The following is a 13,577-nucleotide window of genomic DNA, read 5'->3' as shown; positions in this document are numbered from 1 at the left end:
TCAACGTTAACCGTCAGTTGTAATGAACCCGCCGTGACAACACCCAGCCCACTACGATCAGTACAAGGCCAATCACCAAGGTATATAACCAGGACATCGCCGAGCTTAAGCCAAAGTTCTGGGTTTTGAATGCGGTCTGATAGATAGCTTGTGTGACCGGACTTCCGGCAAAGGAATCAATAATGGTATAGATGACATTTGTCAGAATCAACGGACTGACCATGGGAAATGTAATCTTCCAGAATGATTCATAGGCTGTCGCCCCTTCGATCTTTGCAACCTCATACATCGATCCCGGTACCGATTGCAGCGCGGCGAGGAAGATCAGAATCTGGACACCAGAGCTGCTAATAATCTCATAGATCCGCATGATGGCTTCTACAATGTAATCCACATAGGCCATCGGCAATCCCACATCCGCCAGCATACGCACAATGGATACCACATTGAACGAAGCCCCGCCATCAGCAGATGCATCGACCGCACTTGCATCTCCCATCAGATTGATTAATCCCGCAGACTCAGCTGCTGCAACTGCACTGGAAGCCAGAATAACCGGCAAAAAGAAGATTGCACGCGCCATCGTTCTGCCTCTGAACTTCTGGTTAAGCAGTGTCGCCGTGAACAAACTGAAAAACAGTATCATCGGCACATTCAGCAGCATTGCTCCAACCGAATCAACCAGAATCCGGTTGAACGTCGCGTCAACCAGAAGCGCATCCTTGAAATTTTTAAATCCGACGTATTCCAGGACGTATCCGCCCGGAGCAACAGACAGGTTACTCAGGCTGAACCTGATGGATTGCAGGAGTGGCGTTGCAAAGAGGAAGATGAAACCGATCAGCCACGGCGATATAAATGCAAGTCCAAGCAGCGCTCTCCGTGACTTCAGCGATAATCGAATAGTTCTCATCGGTTCACTCCTTCCACCACATAGTCCGTCCCGCCAACCGTTGTCCCATCCACGGTTACTGCATCCGCATTGTAATTCACAAGGATGGATGTACCCCCAGTATAGGTGATCCGGACCACGCCATCCTGAATGCGTTCATGCTTCAGGATCTGCTCATTCTCCAGTTCTCCCAGCACTTCATTAGCCTGCTTATACAAAGCAACAGCATCATCCACCCAATAGCCATACTCGGTTGCGTATGCCGAATCATAATTCGTCAGCTTCAGCTTGGATGATGGTTCATAGGTCCATTGAAAATACGGAGCTGCCCCAAGTTCCAGACTGCGCAGTAACTGTTTGCGGAGATCCTGATCCCCCGACGTGTTCATCGGAGATGCTGCGTAGTTCATGTACCCATGAATGACCATCGCATAAAAAGGAACTTCTTCATCGGTAATATTGAACCGACTCGACCCTTCGGGTACATTCACAACATGTTGTGCACTTCCCCAAGCGTAGCTATTTGCTGCGGATACCATCAGGTTCGGATAGGACTGTGCCAACTTGCCAAGTTGCTCCTTCACAATGTTCTTCGCCGTCTCCCGATGAATCACCCGACTATCCCGATAATCTGAAGTCAGGACTTGCCCGAGATCACGAAGGGATAATCCGCCAAGGTCCAGTTGATTGAATTTGTCAGCAAACTCACTCACTACATAAGGCAGCTTGGCCGCTGAGAGCAAATAATAGCTGTCCCTACTCTGATCCATGCGATTAAGTGCAGGATTGTACGGATACAGTTCTGCTGTCTCCTTTGTGACAAAACGCGCTGCATCCGAGGAAGGAGCAAAGCGCATATCATCGTGATAAATGTGCTGGAAAGCCACATCCGGGAACAGAGATCCACCCGACTGCTCCAGCTTGGTGGACAACGCCTGCAATTCGGAACGACTGCCCACTTCACTGTCCAACTTCACCTGGGTTGGCGTATGATGACTGATGCCACCTCCAAACCATCCCTGATACCGCATTTGTACGCGGTTCACACCATCCTGCTGTAACTTTGCTGCCATTTCTGTAGCCTGTTCGTACGTGGTCATGGCTAAAGTGGTCCGATAGGGTACACTCAGAAACGAAGCCTTTTTGTCCACTGCACCAAGCACATCCACATAGAACGGCAACTCCGTCTGTTCTGTGAGCGGCTTCAATACATCCTGCTCGATCAACTGCTGCTGATACAGACGGGCCATACCCGAGTAACTGGCATCTTCTCCATGAAGGAAATGATAACGGACCTGAATATCTCCACGGAAAGGCTCATCGCTAAGTAGCTGAATCTCCTGCATTTTCTGCGAGGTGTACATCTCCAATTCATCCTCACCCCGCAGGGAGAAGGTCGCGTGTACATGGTTGTAGCTATTCTGTCTGCCTCCAATATCTGCGGAGATACTGGCAATGCCATCCCCTTTTTCAATGACTGCAAACCAGGCATTCTCCCCGTTCTTCAGACCAAACACAGGCATATACGCGGATTCACTAACCTGAGGACGACTGAGCGAATTATCATTGGGGTCTGCGCCGTATACGCGCTGTACATACTGTTCTTCCTGGGTTTTCCCGTTGTTCAGGTGGATCAGACTGCCTGAACCGTCAGGTACGAGCATGTAGCCCTTACCCTTCGTATCCGCAGCACCAAAATAAGCGAGCAAATCAATATTCCGAATGCGGTATTGCCCACTTTCCTCTATCTGGCTCAGAGGCACGGTCACAACAAGTGCTCCCTGCTCCAGTCGGTATTCCACAGGAATCACGAAGCTGGGTTTATCCGATACACCTCCGCCTTCGACACCATTCTCCTGATTGTCAAAAGCCAGATCGTCCGCCGTGTAACCCGCCGTCTCAAAGGCTGCCAACATCTTGTTCAGCACAAGTTGCTTCGAGATCTGTCCATCCAGCCGCTCCAGAATATCCGGATTGTTCTTGGTTGGATAATAACGGGCAGATGTGTATCTTGCGACAGTAGCGTCCAGTTTGGAAAGCACTTTCTCCTCCAGGCGCTGCTTGCTAATCAACTTCGGCAGTGCGTCAATGCCAAGCGACGTATCACCAAGCGTATAGTTCACCCGAATCCCCTGATCGATCTGCCCCACAGTGAATTGCTTGTTGCTGATGCTGGAACTGAAATTCGGGAAGTTCTCCAGTGTTCCCATCGCATCCCGGAAAGACACGTTCAGCTGGGAGGACAGCACTTCTTTTTCATATGCGGAAGCGAGACTATCCCCATCCCGTTCTTTCGGGTTGCTATACCAGATCTCTCCACTTTTTCCGTCACGTACTGCAATTTCTGTTGTCTCCTCGTTGTAGTACAGGGCCAATCCCTGATCTTCGGCGACCAGTTGCATACCAGGCACCCCCTGCGAAGAGTCGTCAAGGAATTGCAACGGTTCCTCCGTGACGGGCATGGCTTGGGTTGTTGTATCCAGATAAGCCGCAGCTTCCACGGCTGGAACCCCCCTGTTGTTTATATACAGCAGCCCCGCTGCAATCATGATTACAGCTGCACCACCAGCCAGCACCGTATATAGTCGTTGCCTTTTGTTCACGGATGCCGCCTCCTTTAGGTCCGGAAAATCAACTCACGGTAGATGTTATAACCGAATTCGTACAACTGTTGGAGCATGCTGAAGACGAGGGCACCAAGGAATACGATAATGCCCATCACAATGAGCGTTAGCACCATCGTAATGATTGTTTTAATCACGGTGTACTGATGAACCGTCATCATGCCAATGAACAAAAGCAACACAAACCAGAAGAACGCGATGCTATTAAAAAGATAATAAAAAGCAGTCTCCTCCTGCACCATGAAGCGGCTGATCACGATCATCGGGGCATAGATCAGAATAACCGGAATGAGCGAGTATCCTGTCGCCAGAACGATTTCTCTGAATTTCCCTTCCCCTTCCATCAAGGTCGTTACAGCCCAATTGGCTGTGCACCATAGAAAGAATGGCACTGCAACCGTGGCAATCTCGATGATGCTGTTAATCGTACGAGGATCGATGTAATTGACGAGAAATCCTGCGTACTGCTTTTGCAAAATCATCATGACAATGGTAAGCGCCAATGCTGCAAAAGCAACAAACAGCCGTCCCCGGTTTTCTGACTTGAGGTCCCAGAATGCATCAATGGGGTGAAAAATGAGATGCAGCGGAAACTTAATGAAATCCTGCTTCACGATCAACCTGCCTCCTCCGTCTCCATTTAACCGCCACCCGGGTCAGGATCAGAATGACAATCAGCGCGATCGCAGCGGTCAGGAATGTACCAAAATGTTCCTTCATCATCTCCCGCCGGTGTCTCTTGAACGCGACAGAATAACTCTTGCGATCCATCCCAAGTTCGAAGTAACCCAGCGCTTCCTCGTTTTTCTTCTCCATTAATAAGGACTTGCCAATACCAATATAGGCGATGTCATAGTTGGCATTCAGCTTCAGCACTTCTTGCCAAATATTCACGGCCTCCGTGTCCTCTCCGCGATAGTGGAGTGCCACCGCTTCGTTCACACGGGAACCAAAACGGGTTGGCTCATAGACGACAAGATTGTTCTTGCCCCGATCCAGAACCAAGTGGCGCTCACCGGATTGTTCAATAGCAACAGGCGTTTTGAGCGTGCCCACCTGATTTCCTTTGCCACCGTATATGTAGAGCAGATGACCTTCATCGTCGTACGTGAACACCCGGTTCTGTGTCGCATCAAGTACACTGTACATGCCGTTACCCAGCACTTTCACATCAATCAGTTTGGATGGACCGGGATTGTTGCGAAACCGGATATCGCCTTTGACGTCAACATAACCAAACCGCTTCAGTACATCTTCGCCAGACGGGTTGAGACGTTTGATCGGTTCATTCGAGCCAGGATCAATATTCGTCGCATACACAAATCCTTTGTGGTCGATATCCGCATTGGAGAACTCCGTTGGGACAAACAGGACCATCTGTGCGCGCTGGGCTTTGGTCGATAACATGCGCCAGATATATTCGCCGTAGTCCCGCTCCACTTTGTTCGTACCGACGTATCCGATAAATTTTCCGCTCTCGTCAAACTGCATAATCCCCTCGTAGACCCCCTGTGCCACAACGTACACCCGGCCCACATGGTCAACCGTCAACTTCAAGGGCTGGAACTGGAATTGGGTCGACAGGATATCCGATTCTGGCTTCGTGATCGTATGAATCAGCGCTCCTTCTCCATCCAGGACAACCACACGACTGTTGCCCGTATCGGCAACATAGATGTGTTCTTCTTCATCCACAAACAATCCGCCCGGAAGGTTGAAGGTCTCCTTGCTACCATCCATCATGAATCCATCGATGACGCGCAGCAGCTTAAAACTGGTGTCCAATACGATAATTCGGCTGTTGCCGCTATCCAAAATATAGATCAACCCGGAGGGAGAAACGTTCACATCACCGGGGTCTTTGAACTCACTAATGCCAAGGTCACGACCTGATAGGGTACGCTCGGGCAGATAGGCATCCGGTGAGGGAACAGCCTCTTTCCAATAGTTGTAATTGTAACTCTCATACGGCGCCGGGGAGGCCGCCGCAGGCACGGCATTCACCAGCAGCAGAGATACTGCCGCCAGGAGAACAAGCCATCTTTTCACTGTGCGTGCCATATCGTTCCCCCTTAATCCTTCATGCCCGAGCTCGCCATCGTCTCAATGATTCGGCTCTGAGAGAAAATAAATAGCGTGATCGGCACACTCATCAAAATCAGTGCTACCGCAGCACCCGCTCCTGCCCGGGATATGCCGCCCTGAATAATCTGACCCGCTGCATAATGCAGGGTCTTGAGCTGCTCACTGTAGATGTATCCATTCCCATCACTGCCCCACAACATCTGGAACAGCAGAATGATCAATGTAAGCCAGGCTGGCTTCACATTGGGCATCACAATGGACCAGAAGATCCGGTATTCACTGGCACCATCAATCTTGGCTGCTTCCAGCAGCGCATCCGGGATCTGCTCCATGAACTGTTTCATCAGATACAACCCGAGTGAATAGGCAAATGCCGGAATAATGACGGCCCAGTAGGTATCGATCCATCCGAGCCATGACATGATCATATAGTTCGGAATGGCTGTCACCGCTGGTGTGAACATCAGTGAGAGTACGACCACCTGGAACATGAATACTTTGCCTGGAAACTTGTGTTTGGCAAGCGGGTAGGCCGCTGCGGAAGCTAGCAGCACATGGCCTACAATTCCGATACCTGTAATAAATACCGTGTTGAATATATAACGTGAGAACGGCACCCACGAGTCACTCAGCAGATTCAGCAGATCCGTAAAGTTGCTGAACGTGGGATTTCTGACAAACAAAGTTGGTGGAAAGGTGAAGATTTCATCCAAAGGTTTGAATGCATTGTTGATCGCATAGATCAACGGCAGTACCATGAAAGCACCGAATACGAGCAGAAGGGCAAACAGGGAGAGGCTTCCCGATAGCGAGCGATTCACCCGCTTTTTGCCTGTCGCAATTGCAGCCATAGCTATTCTCCCACCCTTCGAAGCAGTTTCTGTACCAGCAAGTTGGTGCCCACCATAATCATGAACAGCACGGTGGCAATCGCCGATGCGTAGCCCATCTCAAATCGTGTTGTGCCAAAGTCGATCAAATGGGTCACCACAGTCTCTGCTGCATAGTTCACGCTTGGGAACCCGGCCAGCGCGATCGACACATCGGCCACGGCAAACGAGGTTGTCAGCTGAATGACTGCGCCGAACATCAACTGTGGACGCATCGAAGGCAGGGTAATGTACCATAGTTCCTGCCAGCGATTTTTGATCCCATCTACCGCTCCTGCTTCATATAACGTCCGGTCTACAGTCTGCAAACCGGCGATAAACGCCAGAAATCCGGTTCCCAGACTCAGCCACAGCTGCACGAGAATGAGGATGGGCATAATATAAGCTTCTGTCTTCAGCCATTGGATCGGCTCCAGCAGAAAACCCCATTTGATCAACAGCCCATTAGCAATACCATAACGATCTCCCGAGAAAATCATCAGCCAGATAAAATACACATTGCCTGAAATGGAGGGCGCGTAGAAGATCAGCGTCATGAACGCTCTCCATTTCGGAGTTAACTCATTAATGATCCACGCGAAGACAAAACAGGCAATATAACTGATCGGCCCGGTAATGATGGCAAACAGCAGCGTATTCTTGATCGCAATCAGGAATACATCATCCTCCAGAAACAGGCGGGTATAGTTCTGCCAGCCAATAAAACGTGGAAATTCCAGCATGTTAAAGTAGGTGAAGCTGAGTATGATCGAGATGACAACCGGAATCACGGTAAACATGAGGAACAGGAGCATATAAGGTGCAAGCAGAACATAGGAATGTTTGCTGGCCTTCATTTCCTGGAGCTTCCAGCTCCACCACGATTTCATGCCCATCCTTGACGCTTTCTCAGGAGGACTGTTTTGTCCGTCTCGGAGTGATATTTGTGGCACGATTAACCCTCCCTCTGCTTACGGAAGACCAAATTCAGTACGCTTGACGCGAATCTCGTCCTGAATATATTGGGTATAATCCATGATGGATTCCCTGGCTTCCACTTGGCCAACAACGGTTTTGTAAAATGCATTGAACAGATGGCGGCCTGTAAAATAACCACCAGGTACTTCGGGAATACCCTTCACCGTTTCGAATTGGGCTTTGAGATTCGCATAATCCTCCGCAGGCCAAGGCAGGGAATCCAGTGCCTTGATGTTGGCCGTTGGATAACGGGCAGCCGCACCCATCAGTCCTTCCATCTCCCGTCCGAATTCCGCCTGAATCGGTGTACTGGTCCACCACTTCATGAACTCCCACGCCGCATCCTGATCCTTGGCACCCTCCAGCATCATGACCGCGCTACCTCCACCCGGTACGTCCCGATTCAAGGTACCATCTGCCTGAACGGTTCCCGGCACTGGAACGAATCCCCATAGTCCGCGAATCTCCGGTGCAAATACAGACAACTGGTTGTACATCGTGTAATCCGTTAGTCCAATAGGCATCTGTCCTGTCCGGAAACGGTTGGCAAAATCATATTCCCGCTCCAGCTTGTAATCGGTATAGAACTCCGTCCACTGCTTGAACGTCTCAATTCCGATCCTTGAATCCAGATCCGATTCCTTGTCATCGTTACGATAGAATGCGCCGCCGTTCTGGAGCAGCATCGTTGCATACTGCGAGTTCGGCGGAATATTGACACCCTGCATATTCGCCTGGGTCACAACCGGCATGCCGAATTCCATGTGATTTTTGCTCAGAATCGCGAGTAGAGCCTCGACATCCTCCCAGTTCTGAGGCACTTCAAGTCCGAGTTCTTCGAGCACGTCTTTACGATAAAACAGCATGTTAAAGGTTTGCGTTTCCGGTAGGGCATATACGCCCGAATCGTAGGCATACGGTACAATTGCACTTTCCCTGAACTCCTGTTCTACGATGCTATAGTCGCTGAATTGCGTCAGATCTACAGCCGAGTTCCGCATCGCAAAGTTCACGGGCAGGTCATTACCGATCTGCATGGCAACATCGGGTCCTTCACCGGACAACGTCGCTGGCAGCAAGGTTCCCATGTTGACCAGCTTCAGATTCACGTTAATGCCACTGTCTGGTGTGAAGGTCTTGTCAATCATCGCCTTCATCGTATTCGCCTGGTCTCGTCCGCTACCAATCCAGACCGTTACCGTGCGCTGATCTTCTGAAGTGGCTACATTGCCGATCTGGTTATAATCAATGAAGAACGAATGATAGAATATCTTGGCTTCATGACCAAGCTTCGCGAGTGGTCCCATGCCTGTTCCGGGAATATCACGATCGATCGAAGTGACGTACAGTGCGTCGATCTCAAGGGGTTGCTCTCGTGCCTGCTGCACCCATGTTCCGAGACCACCCGTGTTGGTTTTATAAGCCGCAAGCCGTCTTGGAATGGTATCCGGCTTGTCGATCATCTCATCTAGTTGAAGCGCCATTGTCTTGATCAGCGCTTCCTGATCACTGGACTGTCCTGACAGAAGACGAAGCTGTGCGGCCACGTCTTTGAGTCGTTTACTTTCCCCGCTGAACACTTCCAGCAGGTTCGGAATCTGTTTCTCCACCCGGTAATCCCGGAATTCATCAGGCTTCGTACCTGTAATCATCAGAATTCGTCGGTACATGGAGTTCAAGTTGTACAGACTGTCCTCCACATTGCGGATAAGAGGTGCAAAATCTCCGAGGCTGTTCTCCAGCCGTAGCACATGCTTTCCTTTTTCCAAGTGAAACTTGTATGCTTCCTTGCCGCCCATGATGTCAATGCGATAGTCACTCTGATAACGGAAAGGAGCTTTGGCCATCTCTGCAAACGGAACTTCACCATCAATGGTGAGCTTGCGTGTGGAATAGATGCCTTTGACAAAATTCTGCTGTCCGGTAAAACCGATATGATAAAGTCCACTCTCCGGCACATCCACTTCCCATTCAATCCATTGTCCCGGCAGACGCCAGTTAAAGCCGCCAATCGTATTAATGCGTACCTGGGAAGCGCTGTAAGGAGATACAGCAGAACTTGACCTTTCGCTGGTCGGGTATAACGTAGGTGAAGATTTGGCAATCGCGGCTTCTCCTTCAATGCGAATAAGTACATCCTTCGGCTGCCCGGAGGAATCCGACTGTTGTGCACCTGCAGTTTCCGCGTAAGGAACAGCTGTCTTCTCATTGAAAAGACGAATGGACCGAATCACCATGGGTTCGCGTGATGATTTTAGCGTTAGCGTGTGTTCCCCTTTTTCCAAATAAAACTTGAATGGAGTCTGTTCGTACCCGTCGGAGTCCTGAAACGTTTCTTCCATCCAGCGTGGTTGCTCCACTTGTCTCGGGCGAAGGTCATTACCTTGATTGTCCTGCTCCACAACATCTTTCTCATTCGCCCACACCCGATCAAACTGCAAATAGGCGGCTTCCGCAAAAGGAAGTTCACCATCAATGTACAATGCACGCTCAATGGCCGAACTCTTGCCTTCAACGGGATAATAGGTGGCGGACAGGTTATACAGCCCGGTCTCCGGCACGTTAATGGTCCAATCGACTTGTCCGGTCTCTCCGGTATGGAGAGATACACCATCCATTCCCTCATAATTAGTCAGTTTACGGACGTCCTCACCTTCGGCTTTTATGTAATCTCCTGCTTCAATGGTGATGTCCACATTCGGCTGTGTTGCCTGATCCGTTCCGGATCGATACTGTTCGTACCCCTTTTTCTGCCGGGTCTGCTGCAAGACTGCATCCACTTCAATGGCAGGCAGACTGCCAGGCGGAATGTTTGCACTCTTCACATCAGCGCCGGAAGTTACATATAAAATGATGCAGGCTGCCGCCACGATGATTACTGTGGACAATATCCATGTCTTACGTTGTAGAATTCCAGCCATCCTACGAGTCCTCCTCATCAAGGCTGATGCCAGCAATGCCGATTTGGTGGTTCAGGAAAAAGGGACTCCGTGCAACCTTGCCGACACGAGCCCCTGCCTGAATCGTTTACTGGTGATAAGTGTTTTTATTGTTTGCCGAGTTTATCAATGGCAGCTTGTGCCTGTGCTTTGTATTTCTCCGCTGTTGCTGTCACGGAAGCGTTGTTTTTGATGATATCGTTCACGTAATCTCCAAATGGGTAACCCGTGTAAGCATCATCCAGTAAAATGCGGCCCGTTCCAGCGATGTGCTCGCGAATGATCGCAATATCCTTCTCATCGGTATAACGACTCTCCAGATAATCTTGACCTGGATACTCTTCAATCTGCGGGATGTCGAAGGTCTCTTCATAGATTTGGTAGACGATCTTCGGATCCTCCACACCTTTTGGAATGAACTTCGCCGATGCCGCGTTGTTTGCATACGTTACCTCTTTGCTACCCTGTGGCCCATTCGGAATCGGTACAACGCCGACAGCAAAGGTGAGATCGCCCAACTGCCATTCAGCAGCAGTGAACAGAGCTACGTCTCCATCCTTGAACGTATTGCTTTCCTCCCAGTTGGTTTTGTCGCCGGTTTTGACCTTCACGACATTCTCCACGTTATACAGGCGTTTGACGAATTCAGCAGCTTCAATCGTTTTCGGATCGGATAATCCCTCTTTGCTATTGGTATCATCCACGATGGTTCCACCGTTGGCTGCAGTAAAATGACGAACGACATCAAGGGCCCACCCAGAAAAACCGTATACATCTGTTTTGCCGTCATTATCCGTATCTTTGGTTGCCTGTTTGGCGAGTTCCAAGAATTTATCCCAATTCCATTCACCTTGGTTATACAGGTCCTGCGGATCAGGTAATGACAGTTTTTTGAACAAGTCACGATTATAGTGAAGTCCTAGACCGATGCTGGTTGGAGATTCGAAGGCGTACTCGTTGCCCGCAATGGCAGGGAATTTAGCAATCAGGTTTGCCTCTTGATTGATGTTGTTCTCAGGTGTAGTGAATTCGGAGATGGGCAACAATTGCCCTTTGAGGATGGCAGGTAGTGCGGATTTGTATTCCATCTGAACGATGTCAGCGAATGGTTCGCCGGCTAGTGCAGACGTTGTGAATTTGTTCATGTATTCTTCGAAAGGTACGTTGACAAACTCCAGTTTCACGTTGTATTTCTTCTCTACCTCTGCAATTTTATCGAGTCTGGCCTTATCCGAGGCCGTCTCTCCCGCCGGTTTCAGATCCCACCAGGCCGCAACCTTGATGACACGTCCACCCAGATCAGGCACATTCGCCACAACTTCTTCAGCTACGTCTTCTTTCTCTGTTTCAGCGACTTCGGTGCTGTTGCCTGAATTCGTTGTTCCCTCTGCATCAGTCCCCGTCTGCGTTGTCCCCCCACCACTGCAAGCGGATACAAAAAGAATCACAACCAATAACATCAGAGGTAGAACATTCCATCTTCTCATCATGATTTTAACAACCTCCCCGAATGTGTATACCAATCATGGTTCACCCTAAATCATTAACCCCACTCATCAACCAATCGAAAATAAACGACCACCACCATTTGTTATTTTCTTGTTTGTTTTTGACAAACAAAATTTAACACAGCGAAATGTAAGCGTCAACATTTTTGTTGTTAACATTTTCTAATTATTCTGATAAAATGCTGATAAAGCTATATTTTAGCTGTATTATAGCTTATTCACCAGGTCATTCCCTAAGTACACACTTGTTATAATCAGCACTACATTTCAATCATTTGTTATTTTATTTAAATAACAAAATAATAATTCTTAAGACAATATTCGTCATACTATCTGAAAATATGCTTACCTTCACGTTGGATGGCTATCGTAAAATGCTGCGAATCACTAACATTTTGAATTCTCTATCCGTTATTAGATTAAGAGAAATACATCATGCTATACTAGAATCAGTTGGATATCGCTCCAAATAGGAATACGGCAGAACTACGAGTGTAAGGATGGTATGATGAAAACGAAGGTAACAATTCAGGAAATTGCACATTTTACGGGTTTGTCGAAATTCGCGGTGTCACGAGCTTTGTCTGGAAAATCGGGAGTTAGCGATCAGACGAGGGATGTTATTCTCAAGGCCGCCGGCAAACTTGGATATTTCAAAGATAACAGCATGTTGTCTGGTGACCTGTATAACAACCATGAACTTCAGGAACCGAAGAACACACGTTCAAGCGGAACGATCTTGATTTTGTTCCCCAATGTTCGGTATCAAAATCAAGACTCCGTATACTGGGGACCCGTCTTTAACGGGATTTCTTCCAAGCTGAACCAAAAAGGGATTAATATTCTGACCTTGACGGAACCCTCAGCAGACCAGCTATTTACCCTGCTCAACCCGGATGCCATTCGAGGAATCATTACCGTTGGCTCTATCTCTACCCCGATTCTGCTTGAAATCAAACGGCTCAGTATTCCGGTTGTGATGGTGGATCATCTGGACCCTGTTTTTCACAGTGACAGCATATTCACCGATAACTTTGCATCCATGCGAGAGATCATGCTCTATTTGCTCCGCAAGGGCTTCAAAACATTCCAGTTTGTTGGCAATATCGGGGATGCTCATAGCTTCTATGAACGCTGGATTGCGTATACTTCTGTGCTCATGGGTCATGGGATGGAAATACATCAGATTCCCGAGTTGAGTAATCAGGCATTGGATGAGTTCCGCCAGACGTTCACTTCAGTGATCCATGAGGATAACCTGCCTGAAGTGTTTGTATGTGCGAATGATTTCTATGGGCTATACACCATAGAAGCTCTTGAAAGTATGGGCATTCGTGTACCCGATCAGTGTGTTGTGACTGGATTTGATAATCTATACGACAATATTCCCTTACTGGCCACAGTCAATGTGAACAAGGAATTGCTGGGGTCACGTGCAGTGGATCAGATGTTATGGCGCATTGCGAACCCAGAGAGCAGCGTAGAGAAAAAGCTGATTCTTGCTGACGTTATTATTCGTGAACAGTTCAGCCGGCATAGCGGCTAATAAGGTAGGATACATGGTGGTACATATGTGAGTGCACATACTGAAAATCATATATGGAATAACACTTATGCCACACAGAACAGCAAGCCAAATACCCCTTTAACCGTGTAATCATACGGCTTTTGGGTTATTTGGC

At 48.7% G+C, this 13,577-nt stretch carries 9 protein-coding genes; 1 reads left to right on the top strand and 8 read right to left on the bottom strand.

Annotated elements, in window-relative coordinates:
- Positions 1 to 13: 13 nt before the first annotated feature.
- From MKZ13_RS08715 to MKZ13_RS08680, 8 genes are all read right to left on the bottom strand, one after another.
- Positions 14 to 913: a sugar ABC transporter permease gene (locus MKZ13_RS08715; RefSeq protein ID WP_076209260.1), complete on the bottom strand. Its 900-nt coding sequence runs from the start codon at positions 911 to 913 to the stop codon at positions 14 to 16.
- Positions 910 to 3,495, bottom strand: a complete 2,586-nt coding sequence (locus MKZ13_RS08710) for a DUF5696 domain-containing protein (protein WP_339183377.1) — start codon at positions 3,493 to 3,495, stop codon at positions 910 to 912. Before MKZ13_RS08710 ends, MKZ13_RS08715 begins: the two co-directional genes overlap by 4 nt.
- Before the next feature lie 14 nt (positions 3,496 to 3,509).
- Complete coding sequence (locus MKZ13_RS08705) at positions 3,510 to 4,130, bottom strand: YIP1 family protein (RefSeq protein WP_339183375.1); 621 nt, start codon at positions 4,128 to 4,130, stop codon at positions 3,510 to 3,512.
- Positions 4,111 to 5,577, bottom strand: coding sequence for an NHL repeat-containing protein (locus MKZ13_RS08700; RefSeq protein WP_339183373.1), 1,467 nt, complete (start codon positions 5,575 to 5,577; stop codon positions 4,111 to 4,113). Before MKZ13_RS08700 ends, MKZ13_RS08705 begins: the two co-directional genes overlap by 20 nt.
- 11 nt (positions 5,578 to 5,588) lie before the next feature.
- Positions 5,589 to 6,452 carry a carbohydrate ABC transporter permease gene (locus tag MKZ13_RS08695; RefSeq protein WP_339183371.1) on the bottom strand — a complete coding sequence of 288 codons (864 nt, stop codon included), beginning with the start codon at positions 6,450 to 6,452 and terminating at the stop codon, positions 5,589 to 5,591.
- 2 nt (positions 6,453 to 6,454) lie between these two features.
- Complete coding sequence (locus tag MKZ13_RS08690) at positions 6,455 to 7,366, bottom strand: sugar ABC transporter permease (RefSeq protein WP_047842211.1); 912 nt, start codon at positions 7,364 to 7,366, stop codon at positions 6,455 to 6,457.
- Positions 7,367 to 7,441: 75 nt separating this feature from the next.
- Complete coding sequence (locus MKZ13_RS08685; RefSeq protein WP_339183368.1) at positions 7,442 to 10,369, bottom strand: extracellular solute-binding protein; 2,928 nt, start codon at positions 10,367 to 10,369, stop codon at positions 7,442 to 7,444.
- Between the two features lie 125 nt (positions 10,370 to 10,494).
- Positions 10,495 to 11,874, bottom strand: a complete 1,380-nt coding sequence (locus MKZ13_RS08680) for an extracellular solute-binding protein (RefSeq protein ID WP_339185371.1) — start codon at positions 11,872 to 11,874, stop codon at positions 10,495 to 10,497.
- A gap of 526 nt (positions 11,875 to 12,400) precedes the next feature.
- Between MKZ13_RS08680 and MKZ13_RS08675 the strand changes: the two genes are divergently transcribed.
- Positions 12,401 to 13,441 (top strand): LacI family DNA-binding transcriptional regulator, encoded by a 1,041-nt coding sequence (locus MKZ13_RS08675; protein WP_339183365.1) that lies wholly within the window; start codon positions 12,401 to 12,403, stop codon positions 13,439 to 13,441.
- Positions 13,442 to 13,577 lie beyond the last annotated feature (136 nt).

The sequence above is a fragment of the Paenibacillus sp. FSL R5-0701 genome (genome assembly GCF_037973995.1).
Taxonomy (GTDB): domain Bacteria; phylum Bacillota; class Bacilli; order Paenibacillales; family Paenibacillaceae; genus Paenibacillus.
Note: the sequence above shows the minus strand (reverse complement) of the source record. Positions and strands in the feature narration are given on the sequence as shown.

What these genes read in the sequence shown, in the direction of transcription:
- MKZ13_RS08715 (WP_076209260.1), bottom strand. Translation starts at nt 913, where the DNA reads ATGAGAACTATTCGATTATCGCTGAAGTCACGGAGAGCGCTGCTTGGA.
- MKZ13_RS08680 (WP_339185371.1), bottom strand. Translation starts at nt 11,874, where the DNA reads ATGAGAAGATGGAATGTTCTACCTCTGATGTTATTGGTTGTGATTCTT.
- MKZ13_RS08700 (WP_339183373.1), bottom strand. Translation starts at nt 5,577, where the DNA reads ATGGCACGCACAGTGAAAAGATGGCTTGTTCTCCTGGCGGCAGTATCT.
- MKZ13_RS08685 (WP_339183368.1), bottom strand. Translation starts at nt 10,369, where the DNA reads ATGGCTGGAATTCTACAACGTAAGACATGGATATTGTCCACAGTAATC.
- MKZ13_RS08695 (WP_339183371.1), bottom strand. Translation starts at nt 6,452, where the DNA reads ATGGCTGCAATTGCGACAGGCAAAAAGCGGGTGAATCGCTCGCTATCG.
- MKZ13_RS08675 (WP_339183365.1), top strand. Translation starts at nt 12,401, where the DNA reads ATGATGAAAACGAAGGTAACAATTCAGGAAATTGCACATTTTACGGGT.
- MKZ13_RS08690 (WP_047842211.1), bottom strand. Translation starts at nt 7,366, where the DNA reads ATGGGCATGAAATCGTGGTGGAGCTGGAAGCTCCAGGAAATGAAGGCC.